The sequence below is a fragment of the Paenibacillus sp. SYP-B3998 genome, from assembly GCF_010820665.1.
In the GTDB taxonomy this organism is placed as follows: Bacteria; Bacillota; Bacilli; order Paenibacillales; family NBRC-103111; genus Paenibacillus_E.
Genome location: NZ_JAAIKC010000001.1, coordinates 209,282 through 229,606, shown reverse-complemented (window position 1 = coordinate 229,606; position 20,325 = coordinate 209,282). Strand labels below are relative to the sequence as shown.

The window sequence follows — 20,325 nt, the reverse complement described above, 5'->3', positions numbered from 1 at the left end:
AACTGCACCTCCTATTCGGCTTTTATCTTCGTGCCTTCAACGATCTTGTCTGTTGGATTCACAACAATTTGTTGATTGGCTTTAAGCTTATCGTTTGACCGTACATACAGCCAATCCTGGTTTTTCTCCTCCGTTTTCACTTCAACGAGGTGTGCCGTATTATTATCTGCCGTGAATACATAATCTTTCTGGTCTTTTTTAATCATCGCGCTCTTTGGCACTTCTAGACGGCTTTGCTCGGCAGCGTCCAATTTGACTTCTGCCACCATACCGGCAAAAAGCAATCCTTCTTTATTGTCAACTTTCACTTTAACAGGGAACGTACTGCTGTTCAGGTTAGAAACAGGACTGACGAAAGCAATCTCCCCTTGTAGACTTTTATTCGGTACATTCTGTACGTTCACATCTACCGGCATACCAACCTTTACCTGTGAAATTTGACTGTCAGCCACACTAAGCTCCACTTGGACCTGATCCATACTGACCAAAGAAAGGAGCTGGACACCTGGCTGAGCCATCTCGCCTGTGGAAATACTTTTCTTCACGATAACACCATCAATCGGAGCGGTGATCATCGCATTATTGATTCCGCTGTTCGCAAGTTCCAAGCCTGCATGCAAACGATCAACATCCGCCTGCAGCGCTTTGATCGTATTATCCGTCGGTCCGGCCTTGGCCTGCTCAAGCTTAGCTTCTGCTCCCTGCACTTGCGCTGCCGCTGCTTTTTGTGCAGCTTGTGCCTGAGCATAGCCAGCCTTTGCTTTCTCATAATCAAACGTCCCTTTATCCAGATCTTCCTGCGTAACACCGGAGCTGCTGTCATACATATTGCGTAAGCGATTATAAGCGCTTGTAGATAGGTCTAACCCCGCTTTCGCTTGCTCCACCGCTGCCGTTGCTTGTCCGTAAGCCCCCTGAGCCGCATTTACTGTGCTTTCCAGTCCCCTAATCTCCTGTACACGGGCACCTGCTTGCGTATCAGCCAGCTTTGCTTGAGCAGCAAGAACAGAGGATTCCGCTTGTTTGACCTGCTTCGCCAAATCATCCGTCTCCAGTTGGACGAGCACATCGCCTTTTTTTACTTTACTGCCTTCCTGCACGTTCACAACGCTAACTTTACCTGCTACCTTGGATACAATTTTGATATCCTGATCGGGTATGATTTTCCCGCTCAAGCCGGCGGTTACGGGTTGACCAAGCTTAATTGTTTGGACGGAAACCGCCATACGATCTGATTGTCCTGAAACTGTTGCGCCGCAGCCCGGGAGTACACTGACTACCGCAAGCATAAGAACCGCGGGAACGATTAAGTTATTAAGTTTTTTCATCGTTGACTAACTCCTCTTTTCTAGTTGCCCTTTAAATGAATTTTAATCGTAGTGCTTATGCCGGGTGACAAATCCAACCCTTGGTTATCGTCGATCGCGATTTTGATCGGAATCCGTTGCGTCACTTTAGTAAAATTACCACTGGTATTCGTTGAAGGTAGCAGCGAAAAAGTCGATGCAGTGGCTTTACTGATCTCTTTCACTTTGCCTGTTAGCACTTTGCCTGGGAAATTGTCCAAGTGGATTTCCACTTGTTGGCCTTCCTGAATCTTGGTAATCATCGTTTCCTCGATATTGGCCGATACGTACAATTTCTTCGTATCCACGACCATTGCTACGGTCTGACCTGGCGAGGAAACTTCCCCTGCTTTGACCAGTGTGCGAATAACGGTACCTTCAATCGGCGATCGCAGCACAGCTTGATCCAGGCTGCTTGTAGGCAAATTGTTAGTATCCTGCTGGCCGACAATCTGGTCTGCAAGCACATGCTCCCCTTCGCTAACCTGCAGGGAAGTGACTTTACCGGTAATGCGCGGCATTACTTTGTAGATATCTCCGGCTAACCTTGAATCATCGGTTGAGACGAAATTATGACCTTCATACCAAAAATAACCGCCGATTCCCCCGCCGACGACTACCAAAGCTGTCAATATGACATACAACATTGCTTTACGCTTCATATTTTCTCCTCTACCTTCTTTTCCTTTTTGTCTCATAATCAAGTCGATAGGTTGCTGAATCCTGTTTAATAAGACTCATGCTTTCACTCTATCTACCTAGCAAATTAAGTTGAGTTTATAGGTAAAGCCTGATTTGAATTGACTCCCCCTCCAACAAGTTGTATCATGAAACTATATTATTGCATTATACAACTATAATGAGTGATGTCAATACTCTTTTTATTTCAAGCATTATAATGTACATCGCGATTGGATTTCTTTAAAAGTTTCCCTATCGTAGTGAGGTGGTAAAGAAATGGAACATCATTCGCTCGCATGCATTGAGCTTGAAATGGCATTATTAATTCGCCGGATCACCTCCATCGCATCTGACAAGAAAATTGCCAATCTGGATCGGTCCGCCTATCTTTTACTGCATCAAATCTCTGTTTATGGTTCATCTGGCGTCAAAGCTTTAGCAGATGAATTCCATTTGGATATATCTACGGTCAGCAGACAAGCTGCCGCATTGGAACAAAAAGAATACCTGTACAAAATACCTGATCCATTGGATGGGAGAGCCTATTCCTTTCAAATAACAGAACTAGGGACAGAGGAATTAATCGCGTACAAACAGGCCCGATTAGCGCGAATCACCGAATTACTCAAGGATTGGTCTGAGGAAGAGTGCGAAAGCTTCGGACAACTGCTGAAAAAGTTTAATTCTACGATCTGTATCAAATAATGGTGAGATAGAGCGTAACTGTGCATGTACTTGCTTGCAAAAAAGCGCAGCCGCAACCTAACAAATAGGTTACTGACTGCGCTTTTTCCTAGCTCTTACGTTTTTCTCGCTCCGTTCATTCGGTGACTCGCCATATATATTTTTCGGTACTGTAAGGACCAAATTTCCATAAATAAAAGAAAGGATCAACGTCATATAATTCTGATGCATAGCCGATATTGGACACAATCATAGGCTTGGTTCCGTCCATGCGAATCTTTTCGATATTGACATGCCCACTCAAACTGATCTTTCCGTGTAGAAAGTAGATCCATCCATTACGATACTGAAGAGAACTAAGTGGACCATTGTCCTTCATCGGATCTACGCTATATAACAGAATTGAGGTAGACTGGTCTATACTTTGTTTATAGAGATTATAAAACTGGTTATCCCACTTTATATAATAAATCCAACCATCTACAATAATAATACTGCTTGAGACGTTTTCATCAATCTTATGTTTGCCAGCGCCGTTTATATCGATTCGATAAAGAACTGACGTTGTGCCAGTTTGAAAATAATAAATTTCATTATTGTAGATAATAAAATCATATACCCCTTTATCTGGCATCACATTTTCGGTGTAAGATCCATCGAGCTTCATCCGGTTGATGCCCATATCGTTTGCATCCAGATAATAAATCCAATTTTGTTTTACCCTTATATGGGAAGCCTTAACGGAGGAAATCTTTGTTCTTTCTGTTCCATCCTGACGAATTTTATAAATCCCTGAATAATCATATTGACCATTAGGCAATAAATCGGCTTGCACCGTATAGTACAACCACTCTCCAATTGCATTTATTGACCTAGCATCATCGTCTGACAGCTTGAATGTTTGAGTCCCATCCTTCGACCATTTAGCAAGAGAGGAGCTTTTGTCAGACGAATTTGTGAAAATCCACTCTTCACTGGCCGCGAGTTTTCCTCCATTTAATAGATTTCTCGCAGCAAACTGTTCCCTCTTCGCCTGCTCGATTGCAAGCTCATGCGCGCCACAAGCAGCTATCTGATAACCGTCGGTTTGATCCCATGTGGTATGCCAGCTAAATTCATCATTCGTAAATGCCCACGTCATAGGGAAGTAAACAATATCTTGAAGCAAGAGCACTGGATAAGATTCATTTTCATTATCGATCCCCTTTCCGTTCACCGTAACAGGGAACGTTACCAATGTTGCTTGATTCTCCGAATTCACGTTTACTATAGGCTTTAATTCCTGTTGTAGAGGTTGACAGGATTGAAGCTTGGATACATTTAATCCATGAACTTGATCCCAGCTTACTTGAAGTCCTAACGCCGCCGCATTATGCCAGGTCATCGGAAAATAGGTGATTCCTTGATAGAGGAATAACGGGTACTTGCTGTGTATATTATCGATGACTGAATCATTGACTGATATCATAAAATCGGGCATTGATACTACCATCTTATCACTATTAGACGCATAAGCACTGTGACTTGTGCCTACAAAAAACAGAGCAATCATGAATATGTATGGTATGAATTTATTTAACATAACAATCTCCTTAGGATTAAATTGGAAAACCACATAAGATGTATTCGCAAAATTAGACGTAACCGATGTCAAAATGTTTTTCTATCAATTGTTAAAATTTTACCTTGTCGTTTCAAAAAAGGACAAGAATCTCCCTTCTGCCTTATGCGATCATCCATATTTAAATCTTCAGGATACGTAAAAGAGAAATTGGGTTGTCCTTGAGTTCACCTTCTTCGACTCCGAATATTTGCAAGTCTTTACTCACAGCAAAAAAGCCGTTACCCCAAGCATTTTCATCTTGGGTGCAGCGGCCTTTTTGGCATTTATATACTTACGCCTAAAGAAATTGAATACATACCGGCCGCGATACCGCAGCCGTTTGTTCGGTCGCTTCCAGCTTCCCGGACTCCGCATCGATGCGGAATACCGTAATGCTGTGCGATTCCTGATTGGCCGCTAGCAGATAATCTCCTTGCGGCGTCAGCGCAAAATTACGCGGCGTCCGTCCAAGCGTAGCCTGCAGCTGAACCAATGATAGCGTCCCATGCTGTTCATCAACGGCAAAAACCGCGATGCTATCGTGCCCGCGATTTGAAACATACAGATAGCGGCCATCTCCAGAGAGATGAATGTCCGCACAAGAGTTCTCTCCGCTGTAGCCTTCCGGCAGCGTCGTGAGCGTTTGGAACGCAGTCAACGTTCCCGCATCTGTATCAACATGCATTGCCGTCACGGTGCTATCCAGCTCGCCTGCTACATACACGTACCGATTGTCCGTGCTATAAGCGAAGTGACGCGGGCCTGAGCCCGGATTGAGCGCCGCGGTTCCGTGCGGTTCAAGAGCGCCAGTCTCCGCATCAATCGTGTAAATAATGAGCTGATCGAGTCCTAGATCAGCTGAGATGGCATATCGATTATTCGGTGCCGGTACAATCGAATGCGCATGCGGGGCTTCTTGACGATCCGCAACAGGTCCAAGACCTCCCTCATGCTTCAGCAATTGCGAGTTCTCGCCTAGCTTTCCGTCTGCTTCAACCGGATAAACCGTAACGTTCCCGCCTGTGTAATTAGCCACATATACGCTGCGATTATTTGCATCCATACTGACATAACAAGGGGCTGCGCCATGGGTTGGCTGTTGGTTCAACTTCGTTAGCTTACCTGAGCCCGGCTCGATTTCGTAGGCAGCAGTTGAACCCCCATACAATCCTTCATACGATGCCGTTTCACTTACCGCATAGAGCTTAGTCTGAGCCTGATTAATCGTTAGAAAAGAGGCATCTGGAAGATCAGCATAAGAATCGACTAGCTGAATTCCCCCATTTTGACGATCGAAAGCATATAACCTAATCCCCTCGTGATTTTGCTCATCTGTGTAGGAACCAACATACATATACAACACGTTTTCCAGTTCATTAGCCATTTTGACGATCAACCTCCATTCAGCACTTCCATGCTTATTTACTCACATTCCTCTATTTTATCAACTTTTTCATTTATATTCCAAATTTTATTTAAACTTCTGCATTTTCACTTCCTTGCTTTCGCTAAGACAGTTCGATTTACTGCTGTTAAGAGCATCGCGATGATCGATCCATACAGGGCTAGCTCCATATCGTGTTGAGAATCCCAAGGGTCTCCTTGCGTCCCTAGAAACATCGTTCCGATTTCGGGAGCGACCATCAAAGCCACCCACATTTCAATCAGCTCATAAAAAGCCCCCATAGCAAGCACAAAGATACAAGTGATTGCGTAGAGCCATTTACTCCCTAGACTGGTCCATGCGCGCATAACTTCCCTAATCGGGTAAGCAAGAAGCAAGCCAAAGCTGAAATGAACCAATCGATCGTAATGATCTCGCTCTGAATGAAAAATGAGCTTTAACCAAATATCAATCACATTTTCATTATAAGAATAGTGTGCTCCCAAGGTATGCAACAGCAAAAACAAAGCAATCAATGCGTAGGAAAAGTTACAAAAAACAAATTGATTATAGGTGCCAGCAAGAAGCAGAAGCGTAGCCCAGATCAATAAATTTTCCAAAAACCAGTCGAACCTATTATAGGGCGCCACGGCCATCCAAATCCATACGCCTATAAAAATAGCCATGATAAGATGCAACTGCCAATTTTGTTTAAACGGGATTCTGTATATCATCGTTGTGCCCCCTTGTTTATCTCTCAAGATTAGGTTACCTCGACACAACTATTTCTAAAAGTACTAACTTTTTGTAGTACTGATACTTTGTTATATTGTTAATATGTTCAATTCATTGTAAGAAAGAAACAATATGGATTATAATATAGCCAAGAAAAGAAACATTTTAAGCACCTGACCAAGGAGGCAGTATCTGATGACGCAAGATGAAAATCAAACCTATTACGATTTTGACCTGCTGAGCAAGCTCGTTGTGGGCATCGGTGAAGTCTCGGAAATAACTGGCGTCCCTACGCGCAAAATTCGCTATTGGGAAGACAAGGGCATCGTGTGTTCCGTACAGGAAGCCGATGGCTCCACACGCCGTTATGACTATTTGAACATCAAAAAAATCGTGCTCGTCCAGGAGCTCGTTGAAGACGGATATACACTCGATGCGGCAGCAAAAAAAGTGGAAGATCGCATGAAAAATATCAATGATATTTTTCAGAAAATGTCCGAAAAAAAGTAATCAACTTTAGTAGAAGAAACCATTTTGACTGCAGCCCATGAGTTGATGAATTCCAGAGGTCACTCATTAGCTAGCATGGATGACATTGCCGCAGAAGCTGGCATAGCAAAAATGACGCTGTATCAGCACTTTCCCTCAAAGGAAGAACTTACCGTAAGACTACGTGCAAAAGAACCTCAGACCTTATTTCCATAGGGTCTGAGGTTCTTTAGTTGCATTACTCTTCCAGTGCTTGAAATTGCACAGACATTGCTCTTCCTTACTCGATAGATAGACGTTCTATCAATGGACATGATAAGATAAAGAGTAGCGCTACCCAAGCTTTGGAAATAGCTTTCCAGCTGGAAAGTCTAAAAATATAGACTACAGATACTGACTTTCCTCACGGAAAGTTTTTAGGAGGATCCATGGGAAAGACAGACGTTCGCCGAGATGCGATTATGCAGGTGATTAAAGATAAAGGATCTATCGCTTTAACGGACATTGTACAGCAATTTACAGTGTCTGAGGCGACAGCAAGAAGAGATTTGGAAATTCTCGAACAAGAAAAACGCTGTATCCGCACATTCGGCGGTGCCGTGCTGGAAAGCTTAAAGGTCGAAGTCCCCTTTTTTAACAAAATGGATCTTTATACCGATGAAAAGAAAGAAATCGCTGAAAAAGCGCTTCGTTACATCGAAGATGGCGACATCATCGGTTTAACAGGTGGAACTACCACTACTTTTATCGCCAAAAAACTGAATCAGTTCAAGAATCTTACAGTCATTACGAATGCGGTTAACATCGCCTACGAGTTGATTGGTACTCCTGGGCTTCAGCTTATTGTGACAGGCGGTGTTATTCGTACCCAAACCTTCGAACTCTCCGGCCCTCTTGCGAACGCAACCTTAGAAAATCTAAGTATTCGCAAAACCTTCATGGGCGTGGATGGCGTTTCTTTGTCCCGCGGCATGATGATCTATAACGAACTCGAGGCCGAAACGAACCGCTGCATGATGAAACGATCCATGGAAACGTACCTTGTTGCCGATCATTCCAAATTCAGCCTCAGCTCGCTCTTTGTAATTGGCGACGTCCAAGACACGGTCGGCATCATCAGCGACTCATCCATCACACCTGAAATGATCCACGCGTTCAAAGAAGCGGGGACTACTTTTCTGTAATCCCATTATAAATAAAAACTCGATCCCGGCTGCCTAGCCAGAGGGATCGAGTTTTTTAGTTTCAGTATTCATCACGAGGGGTTTGTTTGGCTTTCTTTTTCACTTTGTGACCGATACTTAAGTGAAGGTAGCATAATGAGGACACCGATTATGAATAAGGCTGATGACGTAAGATAAATCGCTTCAAGCGGGAAATAAGCTTTGATTTTCCCTGCCAAACTCATCGTGATCACCATGGCTCCCATAAACAACGGATTCAAAATCCCATTCACTCTGCCTACGTAAGATTCTTCCGTATTACCAAGAATCATCGTGTTGATCCCAATTTGGATGGCTGGCATCACGAGTCCAGAAATGAATTGCGTAACAAGTGCTAGCCATACCAGATGCGTCGTGCCAATCACCGCAATCGTGACTATGCTCACCGCCATCCCTAACGTTAGCATGGCTTGCGGAGACATTTTCTTGGCATAGCCCATCGCTAATCCACCGCCGACGATCATCGCCACTCCATTTGCTGCCATTAACCACTGCAAGTTTTCCTTGGGCAAGCCCAAATTCTCGGTGACGATATAAATCCCTAGAGGACTAATTAAACCCAAGGCCAGCCCAGCTACAGCAAAACAACCGCCTAATGTAACAAGCATTTTATTTTTCAATACATAGCGAAACCCTTGACCAATGTCAGTAAACACATGTGTACGCGGCTCATTTTCAGCCCGCTCTGCTTTACGATCGGAAGGTAGGTACATGAGCACAACTGCGGATAAAAGAAAGCAAACGCCCATAATAGCTACGGCAATTTGGATGCCATAGTGAAAATATACGAATGTACCCATGATCGGACCCAAAATCATAAAGATAGCCATCATCGATTGGTACATCGACATCCCCAACTGAATTTGAGATTCTGGCACATGAACTTTAAATAATTTCATTCCAGAAGGTTGAGAGAATTGCGACAGAATCGACGATACCAACGTTGCAAAGAAAATCATTTTCCAAGATCCATAATAAAGCGTAAGCATAACGGCAAACACCGATACGGCGCTAAGAATATCGCACCAGACCATCGTTAATTTGGGCCTCCAACGATCCGCAAATGCCCCGCCGATAAATGAGAAAATAAAAATCGGCGCAAATTCTGCAACGGAAATTAAAGAAACCGAAACTGGATCATTGTTTGTCATATCGGTTACATAGAGGAGTACAGCAAAATTACGCACCCAGATTCCGATTTGAAGAAATAAACCAGATAGTAAAATGGCTCGCACGAAGCGATTCGCGAAAAATGAACGCATCGTTGGAGCTTCCATAGTCGTTGATGAAGACATAAAAAGAAAACACCCCTTTGCAAAAGTAGATAGCCAACCTCCCTCTTTTCCCTTACAATTTCAGGAAAAAAAGTGATTACTGCCTATCTACCTTACCTAAAAGAGTGTTCTATCGTCTAGTGACATCCGTCATATGACCAGTCATATGATCAATTAATTCGTAGGTCTTGACATCATTAATGCCGCTCCGACTGCACCAGCAGAGGATCCCAGAACGGAAGGGACGAAACGGACCGGGCCGCGAATCGCGGGTAAGCAGCGTGCCTCAATAATTTCCCGCATCGGTCCAAAGAGCGGCTCGCCGATATGCGAAGCGCCTCCGCCCAAAACGACCACCTGCGGATTCAGCAGGTGGAGAATGCTGACGAACCCAACACCAAGGGCTCGTCCGGCCTCACGCAGGATGCCGCTTGCATCGGCATCTCCTTCAGCGGCTGCGACTGCGACAAGCCGCGCATCAACGCGGTTCGGGTCGCCTCCCGCGAGCCGTACGAGCGCGCCGGAGCTATCGCCGGCGCCTTCGGCCACGCGGCGCACGTGCTCAGCGCCGCGACGACCTATGGCAGTGCCTGACGCGTATAGCTCCAGGCACCCGACATTCCCGCAGGGACAGAGCGGCCCATTTCCATCGATGGAAATGTGACCGAACTCCCCTGCGTTGTGGTTCACACCGGCGATTACGCGACCGCCGGAAATAATGCCACCGCCGATCCCCGTGGAGATCGTCACGTACAAGCAATCCGACGTACCCTGCCCCGCGCCGGCAAGCCATTCGCCCACCGCGGCTGCGGTGGCGTCATTCTCCACCAGGACCGCGCAAGCAAAACGGTCCGCTAATACCGCGGCGACGGGGACGTCGCGCCAGCCAAGATTGCTAGCTAACGCGACGACACCATTAGCCGTATCGAGCGTGCCCGCGATGGCGACGCCAATACCGCGGAGCGCATCCCGGCTGCCGCTCGTCGCAGCCACCAGCAGCCCTTCGATCAGGTTGCCCAGCCGATCGAGCACTGCTTCATGCCCCTGCTGCGCAAGGGTCGGAACTTCCTCTTTGGTGATAATTTGCCCATCGCTGCTAACGAGCGCAGCAAGCATTTTAGTCCCACCCAAATCTACACCTACATAATACGCCTGCAGCTTTGTTTTCTCCGCTATGATTGTCACTTTTATACCTGCCTCCATCCAATTGGATATTGCTCGGATATCGTCACAGGAAGACGCCCAACAGCTTTTTCTTTTCCAAGAAGAATATTCGCAAGAGAGCCCATTGCAAGCGGACGATTTTCATAACAAGCATAATAGGTTTTAACTTCTGGGAACTCAAGCAAGTCATAAGGATTGCGACCGGCAGCCACGATGAAATGCAGGTCTGGCTGGCTTGCTAATGTTTTCACGAGCTTCGTCTGCCCTTCAGAGAACGTGGCATTGTAAGTTACCATAATAACTTGTTTTTTGCCCTCACTTGCTTTTAGTATGCTTTCAATATTAGCCTCGGTTGGAAACAGCCCAACGTACACTTCTTCAACAGGGATATCCGAAATCTCGGATAATATGCACCCCAGCGTTCCTTCTCTCTCAACGATTTCATCAATTTCGGTATTCGATTGCACCTCGGCCCAGATGACAAGCGTCGGCTCGTTCGTATTCAATGGCTGGTTTACTTCATCTTTAACCAGTGTAATACTTTTACGGCTAAGCTCAAGAGCTAATTCTTGATGCTCTGGCGTCGAAATAGCTTCCTCCGGAATGGGAGTCAATTTATCAAATTGAATATCTCTTTTGCATTTATATGTCATAATTCGCAGAACCGACTCATCGATACGGGACTCAGGAATGCGCCCACTCTCCACAGCAGCGATAACCGCTTCGAGTGCGGACACTTGCCGATCCAGCAAATGGCTGACGAGGATCAAGTCTGAACCCGCTTCAATTGCCTTAATTGCGCCTTCAGCCACACCAATGCCTTCAGAAATAGCTTTCATCTCTAGACAATCGGTTACGATTAAGCCTTCAAAGCCGAGTTTATGACGAAGTAATTCCGTCAAGATGCGGTACGATAACGTAGAGGGTACACTTGCTTCCTCCAGCGCTGCAAAAACAACATGCGCTGTCATAATGGCGTCCACGCCGCCTTCAATCGCCTTCGCGAAAGGAGCAAGCTCCAGCTCCAACAAACGTTCCATACTGTGCGGAATAACAGGAAGATCGTGATGGGAATCTTCAGAGGTGTCACCATGCCCAGGGAAATGCTTCACCGTTGCAATGACGCCCATATTCTGCAGCCCTTTCACAGCATGCGTTCCCAGATCGCTGACAAGCTCAGCTGTTTCCCCGTAAGAGCGCACGCCAATAACCGGATTAAGGCGATTGTTGTTAATATCCAGGCAAGGAGCAAAGTTCATATTAATGCCCATTTGGCGCAGTTCTTTCCCCATCACCTTCGCGCTAGCGTAAACGCCAGACGGTGCGAAAGTGGCACCTAGCGCCATATTGCCTGGAAGCAGCGTTGCCCCCTTCTCAATGCGGGATACCATGCCGCCCTCTTGGTCTACAGCAATAAATAAGGGTTGACCTCCGCTTTTGCGGCTCATTTCTTGCAGTTCTGCTGACAAATGGGCCAATTGGTGGGCATCTTCTACATTTCTGCGGAAATAAATGACGCCACCCAAGCCATACTGCTCAATCAAATTTGTAATTTCAGCGTTTGGTTCCAAGGTTCCAAATCCACATATAAACATTTGCCCAACTTTTTGACGCAAGGTTAACGGTTGATTGTTAGGTAACATCAGTACACTCTCCTCTATATAGTGACACTATCCTTTGTTGCTTCCTGTAGTTAAACCTTCTATTATTCGGTTTTGCAAAAAAACATAAATCAGAACAACCGGAATGACACTAAACATAATTGCTGCACACAACGAGCCATAGTTCATATTCAACTGATCATAAAAAGCAACCATAGCAACTGGCAATGTCCTAAGCTTTTCTTTGGCCAGAAAAAGATTAGCCATCATGTACTCATTCCAGTTGCTTAAGAAATTAAGCATGAATACAGTGACAAGCGTTGGCATCGTAATGGGCATAATGATACGCCGCAAAAGACCGTAGGCCGATAAACCATCCATAATCCCTGCTTCTTCCAACTCACGAGGAATGGATGTTAAGTAAGCGGCTACGATGAATACGGTCAAGGGTAACCCGAAGGTTACATATGGCATCACAAGCGCAAAGGGCGTATTGTAGATGTGCATCTTTCTAAGTAATATGTATAACGGAACGAGTAAAGAACCGGCGGGAATGAGCAAAGCCAGCATCAAGGCACCTGACACTAACTTGCTAAGTCTCGGAAACTTCATTCTCGCAATCGCATAGGCCGTTGCTGTGCCCAGGATGAGGGTCGCAACGGCTGAAAACACCGAGATATACAAACTATTCAAGAAATAAATATCAACATTTGAACTTGTCCATGCATTCATATAATTCGTCAGCGTCAATTGCTCCGGAAATGACCACGGCGACGTGATGATTTCCTTATTCTGTTTGAACGAGGAGTTCAACACCCAAAGCAATGGGTAAAGGATAACGAACAAATAGCTTATAAGCACAATATGTGGGAGGACGCTGCCGAGTGGTTTCCCCTTCAATATTGTACCTCCTCGGATGTCTTGGATAGCCGTCGAAACAAAGATGTCAGAATGAGCGTGAATACAAAAATCAGAATAGCAATTGCATTTGCATACCCGTACTCACCTAATCGGTATGCTTTTTTATACATATAGGTTGCCATCACTTCAGTAATTCCATATGGATTTCCGCCTGTCATAACGAAGACAATATCCAGTGCTTTCATCGCTCCCGTTACAGATAGCAGCAGCATCAATAGAATGACCGGACGTAAGAGCGGTAATGTGATGAACCAAGCTCGTATCCAGCTCTTAGCGCCGTCAATTTCCGCCGCTTCCATAATCTCCTTAGGAATTGCATAAATAGCTGATAACACGATGACGACATAGAACCCGCTCCACTGCCAGGCATTCGTTACTAGTACAGACAACATAGCTGTTGCTTCATCCGCGAGCCATACATGCTTCCAAGTCGGTAAACCAACAATTTCAAGAAGCTGGTTAAGCAGGCCCGCTTGCGGATGATAGACGAATGCCCATAACACACCAACAACCGAAGTTGAAAGTATTGTAGGAAGAAAAATACTTGTTCTATAAAATGACACAAAGCGTCTTACTCGGCTGATGAGCAGAGCCACTACAAGGATGAGCGGAATCTGCACAAACAGCGAAAAACCAATAAAATAAACATTGTTCTTCACCGCAACCCAGAAATATTTATCCTGAAACGCCGCAATAAAGTTGTCAAAACCATTAAATTTGGGATTCGATATACCGTTCCACTGAGTGAAACCATACCTCAGAGAAGTCAATAGCGGATATAAGAAAAAAATCAAGAACAGCAGCATCGTAGGAATCGTAAAGAGCGCATAGGCATATGGGTTTTTTAGTGTTTTATTCATTCTTCATCCTGCTATTTCGTATGCGCTTCTTCTTTATTTGAAGCTTCCTGCTGCTTCTGTATATCCGCCATCAACGAAACTGGGTTTGTTCTACCGGCGATTAGCTCCTGCATACCGCGCTCCAATTTTTCTCTCACCTTCGTTTGAATCCGTGAATCATACGCAGGAAACGTCCCTTTAGCATTCGAGAATACGTTCAGAATCTCCGTAATCACTGGATTTACATTGGACACATCCTGCAATTTCATAGCGGGTGGCATGCCTTCTTCCATGAGCTGTCTTTTTTGCATAGGTTCATTGTACATCTGTCTGATAAACTCTTTAACTGCCAGCAGTTGATCTGGATTCAACTTCTTGTTGAAACCATAGGCATTTGACCATCCACCATTGATAAACCCGTCACCAGGCCCCCCCATAGCTGGGAAATTGATAAAACCCAAATCTTCCACGATGGACGACTTCTCCATGTCAAGCAGCGGTGTGTTTGCCCAACTGCCATCGAACATGAATGCCGCTTCCCCACTGCTAAACTTGTTTTGCTGCTCTGCATAGGCCAGCGCTAAGCTGCCTTCCTGAAAATAACCCTTTTTCACCAAGGTATCGTATTTGGAAAAAGCCTCCACGACGCTTGGGTCCGTCCAATGCCTACTCCCATCAAGGAATCCTTCAATGGATTCAACACCTGCTGTACGTACCCACATCGTATTGCTCATCATATTAATAACCCACGAATCTTTGGCTGCCATTGCAAATGGCGTTATTTTCCGGGATTTCAGAATCTCCGCTGCTGCCAGTAACTCATCCCAGGTTTGTGGCGGATTCAAGCTATGAGCAGCCAAAATCTTTTTGTTATAAAACAATCCTTCTACATAACCAGCCATCGGGATGCCGTAAATCTTACCATTTACCGTAAATTCATCGAAGCTATAAAACTTATCGATGAGCCCAAGCTCATTCAAAATGGGCGTTAAATCCAGAAGTCGATCTGCCTTGACGTAGTCCCGCGTATCCGTACCCCCGAACAAATCGAATATTTCTGGTGGATTGCCTGCGGCCATCTCTGCCCGCAGCTTTTCAAAGCGATTGACTTTATCTTCCACACCATCCAAGGTAATCGATAGACCCGGCACCTTTGCTTCAGTTGCTTTGACAGCGTCCTGCAGCATAGCAAAGCGTTTCTTCTGCGTATCCTTCACTTGAGTATGACGGATGGTTAACGAAATCGGCTCAACTTTAGCATTTCCCAAGTTATCGGTAGCTGCTGGTAGGATCCGATTTCTTTCATTTACCGTATTGGGACCACCGCAAGCAGACAACACGAACGAAGAAGCAAGCATACCTGCTGCGGATATCAACGTTCTTTTTCTCATTTAATTATGAGCTCCTTTGGGCTTGCAAAATAATTATAAAGTGGAGGCACTGCGGGCTAAAGGCCTATAAACTCCTAATAGAGGGGTAAAATCCTCTAATAACCCTCCCGTCGTTTGTCGCGAAACTCCGATGGAATTTCCCCTGTAAACTTCTGAAATACCTTTGTAAAATAGCGACGTTCCGTGTATCCAACTGATTTTCCGATATCTGTAATGCTCTTGTCTGTGAGCAGCAGCATGGATTTGGCTAACTCCATTCGATGCTTCGTTACGTACTCAACGAACGTTTCTCCAAAATGCTGCTTAAATAATAAGCTAAAGTAGGAGCTGCTGATCCCCAGCGCACTGGCTATATCCTCAATCCCGAAATCCGTAGAATAATGGGTACGGATATATTCTTTTGCCGCCGTCATGAGAAGTTCGCTGTTTTTCTTTTTATTCGTACCTTCCAAGCCGAAAGCCACAAGCTGCACCATGACTTGAAGCAAATGTTGGATGCTCTCGCTCTTATCTAGCTTCCGCCATACTTCTTCTTCCTCGTTACTATCGATACTGTTCATTTCACGCAATTCGCGCAGTAAATGAAGAATAAGAAAATGCAGCATTTGATAGGCTCGGGCAAAAGAGCTGTCCGGCAGCCCCTCCAACAAGGACTTCAAACGATCAAGCGCATCTTCAGCTTTCGTCCGGTTGGGCTGTTTCAAACCAGTGACAATCTCCTCAACTAAATACCATAGAGAGATGTTGGCATCCGACGGCTCTTTCGAGTCCTTATAATGAAGCACGGATTGTTGCTTGCCAAGGCTGAGCTGCATGAAGCGCTGCAGCTTCTTATATACATTTGCCAGCTGCCGAATACCTACAGCGTCTGCGTACAAGCCAACGCTAATCCCTAATTTGACTGTCCGAAGCACGTTGTTTTGCAACTTAACTGCTAAGTCCTCCATACAAGGAGGTGCATGTCCCACTGTCGAAGCCTCGGATTGAATAAGTAAGCACCACTCCCCCTCACGCATCTGGAGTACCTTAAACTTCAGTTTCTCGTCGGTGAGGGAGTCCTGCATGACATTTCTCACCGCGAAGTTCCACAGCTTCCTTTCTTCTTCCGTCCATTGCAGAGACTTTTGCGAGTAATCATCCACGTCAATCATGGCAAATGAGTAAGTCAGATTTTCCAAGTCGATTTCGTCGATGGGTAAAAGCGTACTTGGCGTTATTTCTGTGTAATTCAAAAGCACATCACACAAAATTTTCTCATAGGCCAAATTCTTCATCTTCCCCCATTTTTGTTCTTCCTCGTACTTACTCTGCTTCTTTGCCCGCATTTGTTCAACCAGCTTGCGAATGGTATTTTCTAATTCTTCATAATTAATTGGTTTCAATATGTAGTCGCTAACGCCAAATCGCATCAAAGAACGCGCATATTCAAAGTCTTGATAACCTGTAACTATCAAGACTACGCAGCTCTCATTAATCTGACGAAGCTTTTCGACAAATGTAATCCCATCCATCTGAGGCATCCGGATATCGCTCATAACGAGATCAGGGTTAAGTAAACTAGATAACTCCAACGCTTCAACACCGTTCTTCGCTGTACCCACGATATCAATTTGAAGCTCTTCCCATGGAATAACTACCTGTAAATTGCGTAAAATGTTAGGCTCATCATCAGCCAAGATTGCCTTCAATCTCATAGGCCTACCCCCTTGTTTTTGGGAATGATAATTTTCATCGTTGTGCCATGATCTTCCAAACTGCAAATAAACATTCCGTAATGCCCGCCATATTGGATGCGGATTCGGTCAGCCACATTGCTTACGCCGAGTCCCCTACGCTCTTCATTCACATCCATAATTTCGTGAAAAGGGGTCTCTAGCTCCATCTTATAACGGAATTTAGCCAACTTCTCTTCCGTAATGCCTGCACCATTATCCGTTACGTAAATACCTATGCGCTCCCCCTCATCCACAACCTTTATTGAAATAAAGCCCATGTAGTCGATCGGTTCAAAACCGTGCTGCAAGCTATTTTCCACTAGCGGCTGGAGGGTCAGTTTAAGGATGTAGAAATCAAGCAGCTCGGGTGGTGCGACGATTTCGTAGTGAAACTGGTCCTCGAAGCGATATTCCTGAATTTCCAAATAACTTTTCAGATGCTCCAACTCTTGCTTAAGTGTGATCTCCTCTCTGTTCTCCATGCCAATACGTAACAAATTGCCAAGGCGGTAGACCATTTGACTAACCTTTTTCCCTTGGTTTTGAATCGCTAACACATTGATTGATTCGAGCGTATTGAATAAAAAATGAGGTTTGATCTGGGCCTGTAGCAGCATGAGCTCGGCCTTATTTTTACGATCCTGCTGCCGCTTGACCTCTTCAAGCAGATCCTCTACACGAGCAACTAAACTATTGAAACCTCTGACTAGCGCCGTAGTCTCATCGCTACCGCTGACGTCCAGTCGAGTGGTCAGGTCCCCGCGTTCCACCTTTTTCATGGAAGACACAATACGCAGAATGAGTTGAATGATTCTTCTCACGAAAACCAAATTGTAAACGAGGGCAAAAAATAAGCAGATAAACGTAATGCCAGCAACCCATTTCATAATGGTCTCAATTTCACCAGCCACATACTTCCATGAAGTAATAGACACAACGCTCCAATCTTGGACACCCATTTGATTCAAATCCAGATGGTAGAGTGAGACAAGGCTACGTTCATTCTGAAAATCGGCTTGAAAGCTGCCATTTGGCTTCAAAAGATCTAATTTGCCAGGCAGTAGCTGAAGAACGTTAGCCCCCTCCAAGCTCATCTTGTTGTCATAAAAAATTAACCCGCTGTTGTTAACCAGCAAATATCGTTTGGAGCTCTCCTCGCTCGTATTGAAAGAACGGAAAATTTGATCCAACTCATTGAAACGAAAACGAAGCAGCATGTAGCCGCGGTTATCCATCGTCCAAAAATCTTTGACCATACGCGCTTGATAAAATTCCCGATGCCCGATTGGAAATTCCTTGTATTCAGCTGGTCCAATCCAAAGCGGGCTGCCATTTAACAGCTGAATCTGCTTAAACGCCGAGCTATCCAGCAGCGATGTCCAAGGTAAGGAACTAGCGCTAGTCCGACCAGCATTGAAGGATTTCCCATGATTATTATAAATAACAACAGATTGCACGGGAGAGTAAGTCAAAATGGAGCTTCGCAATAACGTATCAAACGTATTTAAATCATAGGAAGAAAGTGTATCTTCGTTAGGCTTTACCTCATCGATCGAGCGATAAATGCCCTGAATGCCTTCCTTGACCATCCAAAAATCAGAAAAATAATTTGCCTCTTTGAACATGTAGTAAATATTACGAGAAATCGCTTGCAGGGTAACCTCAGTCAAATCACCATACTTCTTTTCAATCAACTGCTGCGAGACGGTATAAACCACTGACCCTAAGACGAATAATGGAATAATGATGAAGGTAAGAAACCCAATAAATACTTTTTTGTTTAAATTCATCGGCAGGTACAGGCTCCCTCCAAACAGGATCAGGCACCCTTCTTATGTCTAGGTGTCTTCTCACTACCTTCTATTATAAATGACCCTTAATTTGAGCTCCTAGGGATAGGTTTCAATTATGAAGGGTGAACATCACATACAAGGACACAAATACTCATCGTTCGATACGATCTAGCCTTTTAATTACAGGCTCTACTACGATTTCTACATTGCCTCGCAGCGCTTTACTGATCATGCATGTCTGCTCTGCTCGAATCGCAGATTTTTTTATTTTATCCCATTCATCTTCTGATGTTTGGGAAGCCACTAAAATAATTGGTCGGTGAATAAGCTTGCTCACTTTCATAACGGGCTTCATGCTCACAAATAATTGTGAGGTAAGCTGCAATTGATCAATACCTTGCCTTTCCAGCAGGGCGCCTAACGTAATTAAATAACAAGTAGAGGCAGCACCCAGCAGCATTTCTTCTGGATTCGTCCCTACTCCTGGCCCGCCTAAGGGAGCAGGAATGGATATGGAGGATGCCAAACTACCTGTTTGGATCATCCCCATCCCATACAGGCCTCCGGACCATGTGGCTTTAAGTCCAAATTCATGTTCGTTCATCCCCGACACCTCTTTCTTCTCGTTTCCACTGCGGGTCAGCTATTCATGTGCGTTCTCGCACAAATCTCTTTTATTCATTGTAATTCAATAGGCTTTTTTATTCCAGTTTGTGGATTTTGTTTATGGATATGGAGATGTCCATTTTATAAAATGCAGGGTTGCTTACATGCAAAAAGACCGTTCCCATTTGCAGCTTGAACCCGCAGGAAATGATCTTTTTGAATTCACTCTTCCTATATTCACCACACTATAGACAATATTCTATAAGATTACCAACTATGTGCCCATCCTTATTTGAATAAGCGGCAATACAAAAGGCTGTTCTATCCTCTCGGATATAACAGCCTTCTAAACATTGATATCTATGATTTGCGTATATACTGTGTTGGAATCAAAACAATGAAAGCCCTACCTCTCTTCCATCCTTGCGGCTCCAATGACCGCGCCAGTGCGAATTGCTTTACAAACACCTGTTGCCGAAACACTAAAACGCCGCCTCGGGTTTACCATAAATGAGCTAAGTTTTCTGCGCATTGGGAGAAGAACAAACAAGGAAAGGGGGTTAAAACTTTCATCTCGCTAATCGTTCGCGTGGGGTAAATGAGGTTTGGTTTAAAGTGTTTATATGTTTCATTTCAATCAATCTTTATATTATACACACTTCACAGCATGTATGTCAACAAATTTCCACTTATTGTTCGAGGTCCTTGTCTAAACCCATATGCTTATGCATGGGAGTGGATTGGGTATGGGGTTCCAACCGCTGTTAAAGTCGTGTTCCTTGAATTTACAAGGTGGTGTGAACACGACTTTAAAGGCGGCCGCTTACGCTTCTCCACCCCATACCCATCCCCTTTTTGTTCTACTTGGGGCTGCCT

18 protein-coding genes are annotated in these 20,325 nt (G+C 44.7%); 4 read left to right on the top strand and 14 right to left on the bottom strand.

All coding sequences use genetic code 11. The annotated features are described in order from the left end of the window. Window positions 1–11: 11 nt before the first annotated feature. Window positions 12–1,328 carry an efflux RND transporter periplasmic adaptor subunit gene (locus GK047_RS01020; RefSeq protein ID WP_163940249.1) on the bottom strand — a complete coding sequence of 439 codons (1,317 nt, stop codon included), beginning with the start codon at window positions 1,326–1,328 and terminating at the stop codon, window positions 12–14. A gap of 20 nt (window positions 1,329–1,348) precedes the next feature. Then, complete coding sequence (locus tag GK047_RS01015; RefSeq protein ID WP_163940247.1) at window positions 1,349–2,008, bottom strand: HlyD family efflux transporter periplasmic adaptor subunit; 660 nt, start codon at window positions 2,006–2,008, stop codon at window positions 1,349–1,351. A gap of 295 nt (window positions 2,009–2,303) precedes the next feature. Between GK047_RS01015 and GK047_RS01010 the strand changes: the two genes are divergently transcribed. After that, window positions 2,304–2,732: a MarR family winged helix-turn-helix transcriptional regulator gene (locus GK047_RS01010; protein ID WP_163940245.1), complete on the top strand. Its 429-nt coding sequence runs from the start codon at window positions 2,304–2,306 to the stop codon at window positions 2,730–2,732. Window positions 2,733–2,847: 115 nt separating this feature from the next. On the opposite strand, the gene GK047_RS01005 is transcribed toward GK047_RS01010, so the two are convergent. The 3 genes from GK047_RS01005 to GK047_RS00995 all read right to left on the bottom strand — a co-directional run bounded on the left by GK047_RS01005 (window position 2,848) and on the right by GK047_RS00995 (window position 6,432). After that, window positions 2,848–4,293, bottom strand: a complete 1,446-nt coding sequence (locus GK047_RS01005) for a DUF5050 domain-containing protein (RefSeq protein ID WP_163940243.1) — start codon at window positions 4,291–4,293, stop codon at window positions 2,848–2,850. Window positions 4,294–4,612: 319 nt separating this feature from the next. Then, window positions 4,613–5,698 (bottom strand): lactonase family protein, encoded by a 1,086-nt coding sequence (locus GK047_RS01000; protein WP_163940241.1) that lies wholly within the window; start codon window positions 5,696–5,698, stop codon window positions 4,613–4,615. A 107-nt stretch (window positions 5,699–5,805) separates the two neighbouring features. Next, window positions 5,806–6,432 carry a DUF2238 domain-containing protein gene (locus GK047_RS00995; RefSeq protein ID WP_163940239.1) on the bottom strand — a complete coding sequence of 209 codons (627 nt, stop codon included), beginning with the start codon at window positions 6,430–6,432 and terminating at the stop codon, window positions 5,806–5,808. Between the two features lie 196 nt (window positions 6,433–6,628). Here GK047_RS00995 and GK047_RS00990 point away from each other — a divergent pair, with 196 nt between their 5' ends. The 3 genes from GK047_RS00990 (at window position 6,629) to GK047_RS00980 (ending at window position 8,106) form a co-directional block, all read left to right on the top strand. Next, window positions 6,629–6,943 (top strand): MerR family transcriptional regulator, encoded by a 315-nt coding sequence (locus GK047_RS00990; RefSeq protein WP_163940237.1) that lies wholly within the window; start codon window positions 6,629–6,631, stop codon window positions 6,941–6,943. Window positions 6,944–6,967: 24 nt separating this feature from the next. Then, complete coding sequence (locus GK047_RS30490) at window positions 6,968–7,138, top strand: helix-turn-helix domain-containing protein (RefSeq protein ID WP_163940235.1); 171 nt, start codon at window positions 6,968–6,970, stop codon at window positions 7,136–7,138. A gap of 212 nt (window positions 7,139–7,350) precedes the next feature. Beyond that, complete coding sequence (locus tag GK047_RS00980) at window positions 7,351–8,106, top strand: DeoR/GlpR family DNA-binding transcription regulator (protein WP_163940233.1); 756 nt, start codon at window positions 7,351–7,353, stop codon at window positions 8,104–8,106. Between the two features lie 71 nt (window positions 8,107–8,177). Here GK047_RS00980 and GK047_RS00975 read toward each other — a convergent pair whose 3' ends face one another. The 9 genes from GK047_RS00975 to GK047_RS00935 form a co-directional block, all read right to left on the bottom strand. Then, window positions 8,178–9,440, bottom strand: a complete 1,263-nt coding sequence (locus tag GK047_RS00975; RefSeq protein ID WP_163940231.1) for an MFS transporter — start codon at window positions 9,438–9,440, stop codon at window positions 8,178–8,180. Between the two features lie 153 nt (window positions 9,441–9,593). Beyond that, on the bottom strand, window positions 9,594–10,622 hold the full coding sequence (locus GK047_RS00970) for an ROK family protein (protein WP_275901614.1): 1,029 nt from the start codon (window positions 10,620–10,622) through the stop codon (window positions 9,594–9,596). Beyond that, window positions 10,607–12,226: a beta-N-acetylhexosaminidase gene (gene nagZ / locus GK047_RS00965; protein WP_163940227.1), complete on the bottom strand. Its 1,620-nt coding sequence runs from the start codon at window positions 12,224–12,226 to the stop codon at window positions 10,607–10,609. The genes GK047_RS00970 and nagZ overlap by 16 nt, the downstream gene beginning before the upstream one ends. A 27-nt stretch (window positions 12,227–12,253) precedes the next feature. Further along, entirely contained in the window at window positions 12,254–13,084 is an 831-nt protein-coding gene (locus tag GK047_RS00960; RefSeq protein WP_163940225.1) for a carbohydrate ABC transporter permease, read from the bottom strand. After that, the gene (locus tag GK047_RS00955; protein WP_163940223.1) at window positions 13,081–13,965 is read right to left on the bottom strand and encodes a carbohydrate ABC transporter permease; all 885 of its coding nucleotides are present in this window, start codon (window positions 13,963–13,965) and stop codon (window positions 13,081–13,083) included. Before GK047_RS00955 ends, GK047_RS00960 begins: the two co-directional genes overlap by 4 nt. A gap of 11 nt (window positions 13,966–13,976) precedes the next feature. Then, window positions 13,977–15,335 (bottom strand): extracellular solute-binding protein, encoded by a 1,359-nt coding sequence (locus GK047_RS00950; protein WP_163940221.1) that lies wholly within the window; start codon window positions 15,333–15,335, stop codon window positions 13,977–13,979. 95 nt (window positions 15,336–15,430) lie between these two features. Continuing rightward, window positions 15,431–17,029: a response regulator transcription factor gene (locus GK047_RS00945; protein ID WP_163940219.1), complete on the bottom strand. Its 1,599-nt coding sequence runs from the start codon at window positions 17,027–17,029 to the stop codon at window positions 15,431–15,433. Next, entirely contained in the window at window positions 17,026–18,840 is a 1,815-nt protein-coding gene (locus GK047_RS00940; RefSeq protein WP_163940217.1) for a sensor histidine kinase, read from the bottom strand. The genes GK047_RS00945 and GK047_RS00940 overlap by 4 nt, the downstream gene beginning before the upstream one ends. Window positions 18,841–18,994: 154 nt before the next feature. Beyond that, complete coding sequence (locus GK047_RS00935; protein ID WP_163940215.1) at window positions 18,995–19,447, bottom strand: OsmC family protein; 453 nt, start codon at window positions 19,445–19,447, stop codon at window positions 18,995–18,997. Window positions 19,448–20,325 lie beyond the last annotated feature (878 nt).

Bases quoted from the DNA above. Each gene is read 5' to 3' on its own strand.
- GK047_RS01020 (WP_163940249.1), bottom strand. From the start codon at position 1,328: ATGAAAAAACTTAATAACTTAATCGTTCCCGCGGTTCTTATGCTTGCG.
- GK047_RS01015 (WP_163940247.1), bottom strand. From the start codon at position 2,008: ATGAAGCGTAAAGCAATGTTGTATGTCATATTGACAGCTTTGGTAGTC.
- GK047_RS01010 (WP_163940245.1), top strand. From the start codon at position 2,304: ATGGAACATCATTCGCTCGCATGCATTGAGCTTGAAATGGCATTATTA.
- GK047_RS01005 (WP_163940243.1), bottom strand. From the start codon at position 4,293: ATGTTAAATAAATTCATACCATACATATTCATGATTGCTCTGTTTTTT.
- GK047_RS01000 (WP_163940241.1), bottom strand. From the start codon at position 5,698: ATGGCTAATGAACTGGAAAACGTGTTGTATATGTATGTTGGTTCCTAC.
- GK047_RS00995 (WP_163940239.1), bottom strand. From the start codon at position 6,432: ATGATATACAGAATCCCGTTTAAACAAAATTGGCAGTTGCATCTTATC.
- GK047_RS00990 (WP_163940237.1), top strand. From the start codon at position 6,629: ATGACGCAAGATGAAAATCAAACCTATTACGATTTTGACCTGCTGAGC.
- GK047_RS00980 (WP_163940233.1), top strand. From the start codon at position 7,351: ATGGGAAAGACAGACGTTCGCCGAGATGCGATTATGCAGGTGATTAAA.
- GK047_RS00975 (WP_163940231.1), bottom strand. From the start codon at position 9,440: ATGTCTTCATCAACGACTATGGAAGCTCCAACGATGCGTTCATTTTTC.
- GK047_RS00970 (WP_275901614.1), bottom strand. From the start codon at position 10,622: ATGGAGGCAGGTATAAAAGTGACAATCATAGCGGAGAAAACAAAGCTG.
- nagZ (WP_163940227.1), bottom strand. From the start codon at position 12,226: ATGTTACCTAACAATCAACCGTTAACCTTGCGTCAAAAAGTTGGGCAA.
- GK047_RS00955 (WP_163940223.1), bottom strand. From the start codon at position 13,965: ATGAATAAAACACTAAAAAACCCATATGCCTATGCGCTCTTTACGATT.
- GK047_RS00950 (WP_163940221.1), bottom strand. From the start codon at position 15,335: ATGAGAAAAAGAACGTTGATATCCGCAGCAGGTATGCTTGCTTCTTCG.
- GK047_RS00945 (WP_163940219.1), bottom strand. From the start codon at position 17,029: ATGAGATTGAAGGCAATCTTGGCTGATGATGAGCCTAACATTTTACGC.
- GK047_RS00940 (WP_163940217.1), bottom strand. From the start codon at position 18,840: ATGAATTTAAACAAAAAAGTATTTATTGGGTTTCTTACCTTCATCATT.
- GK047_RS00935 (WP_163940215.1), bottom strand. From the start codon at position 19,447: ATGAACGAACATGAATTTGGACTTAAAGCCACATGGTCCGGAGGCCTG.